Below are 1943 nucleotides of genomic sequence, written 5' to 3' on the forward strand. Positions count from 1 at the left end.
AAGACCCTGACAATGCGCAACCGGGTTACGGCTACGTGCCTGCCGACACCGCCAACCACGAGGACATCTTCTACTACCACTCCGACCACCTCGGCTCCACTTCCTACATCACCGACGCCAAGGCCAACGTCGCCCAGTTCGACGCCTACCTGCCGTATGGTGAACTGCTCGTGGATGAACACAGCAGCAGTGAGGAGATGCCGTACAAGTTCAACGGCAAGGAGTTCGACGAGGAAACGGGACTGTACTATTATGGTGCTAGATATATGAACCCGAGGACGAGTTTGTGGTATGGGGTGGATCCGTTGGCGGAGAGGTATCCAAGTGTTGGTGGGTATGTATATTGTGCCGGAAATCCAGTAAAGTTATTGGATTCAGATGGAGCAAAAGTACATGTTGCTAACACAGCATCGTTTTCTGTACTGCTTTCTAGTTTACCCGCAGGAGCCCGTTCGGTAATAGTGTTGGATAAAAACCTTTATATTGAGTTGAGTTCTGTAGAGGAAGCTTGTAGAAGAAACCCCACAAGTAAGAATCTTGACATTTTAAAGAGAATTGTTTCAGACAGAAGAACTGTAGACTTTGACGCGACTTCGAAAACATATATGTATATGGATTCTTCAGGAAAAATTGAGTCTAAAGATTTTAAAGAACCTAAACGCTCAAATGAATACCAGATTAGGATGAGGAACTATTCTGGACCAAAGGAACTAAGACAGCAATATTCTCTCGTATTATTGAAACAGGGTCTTAAAGATGAGATAGAGGTTGTTGGTAATTTTGGTGCAACCTTGCGTCCTACAGATGAGCAAAAGGCATTTCCTGGTGGAGAGATTTCTCCCTCAAAGAACTTTAAAGTTTTTATAAACCCACTTGCAACTCCGGAAGAGCAAGCAAAAGCCGTTGGTCATGAATTTGATGGCCATTTGTATATGTATTTAATTGGCAAAGACCCTCGTCATGGTGGCTCAACAGGAACGCAGGATGGCAATATAGAACTAGAAAATCAAATAAAGGAAAGAGAACATGAATCCATTCGTAATTTTAAAGAGAAATAAGATCCGCTTGTGCATATATATGCTATTATTCATCTCTAATGCCTCTTGTGGACAGAATAGAATTGTTATTTCTGATAAGGAACAAGAGAGTAGTGTATTATATGATGTTCAAGGGCTTAAATACGAGCAGCTTTGGCGATTTAATAATACAATCGTAAGAGATTGTTACTTCTCAAGGAAAGGAGAAATTATTGATAATGCAACTTGGAACGTTGAAATTCAAACGCTACTTAAATTAAAAGACAAAATTTTGCGTAAATTCCGCGTTGATGATGAGACATTCACATCGGGTACAGCTATTGTGCTTTTACTTGCCGTACCTAAATCTAACATTTTAGAACTTAGGCTAGCTCGTGGTTTAACATCTTCGTTTGATAAAGAAATGTTAAGGGTGTTAAAGGATGTTGAGCAAGAGGTTCTTGTATTTTCAGATAAGCCCATTGCGGTGTTTATTCCGATAAGAATAACAATAGATTAAAGAAATTTAGTGGTAACTAACAATTATACAGGCAACCATCGAATACGACGCCTACGACCGCACGACGAAGGTTACGCTGCCCGACGGGGCTATGACCACGACGGCCTACGGCATCGTCTCCCATGACGGCGAGCCGATGCTTGAAACAAGGGTGACCGATGCGCTCGGCCGCCATGCCGAGAGCTATACCGACGAGAAGGGGCGCAACCGCGAGACGGTTCAGCATGCCTCGGGCGACAACATCACCGTGAAGTACGACTACGATGCCGTGGGACAGGTAACCGCCGTGCATCACCCCAACGGCAAGGCCACGACCTACGGGTACGACCTCTTGGGGCGCAAGCTGCGCGTGAACCATCCCGATGCGGGCGAAGTGACCTGTACCTACGATGCGGCGGGCAACCTCC

At 44.9% G+C, this 1943-nt stretch carries 3 protein-coding genes; all 3 read left to right on the top strand.

The window, feature by feature from the left end; translation table 11 throughout:
• Positions 1–1058, top strand: a 1058-nt coding sequence (locus HMPREF2955_RS16980) for an RHS repeat domain-containing protein (protein ID WP_246830168.1), incomplete at its 5' end; no start/stop codon positions are given.
• A complete protein-coding gene (locus HMPREF2955_RS14100) occupies positions 1027–1536 on the top strand; it encodes a hypothetical protein (protein ID WP_139145578.1) in 510 nt (169 codons plus the stop codon). The genes HMPREF2955_RS16980 and HMPREF2955_RS14100, both read left to right, overlap by 32 nt.
• Before the next feature lie 136 nt (positions 1537–1672).
• A partial coding sequence (locus tag HMPREF2955_RS16000) for an RHS repeat domain-containing protein (RefSeq protein WP_371326398.1) occupies positions 1673–1943 on the top strand: 271 nt, incomplete at its 3' end.

The sequence above is a fragment of the Prevotella sp. HMSC073D09 genome (assembly GCF_001814145.1).
GTDB lineage: Bacteria > Bacteroidota > Bacteroidia > Bacteroidales > Bacteroidaceae > Prevotella > Prevotella conceptionensis.

Coding starts and splice junctions, on each gene's coding strand:
- HMPREF2955_RS14100 (WP_139145578.1), top strand. CDS start 1,027: ATGAATCCATTCGTAATTTTAAAGAGAAATAAGATCCGCTTGTGCATA.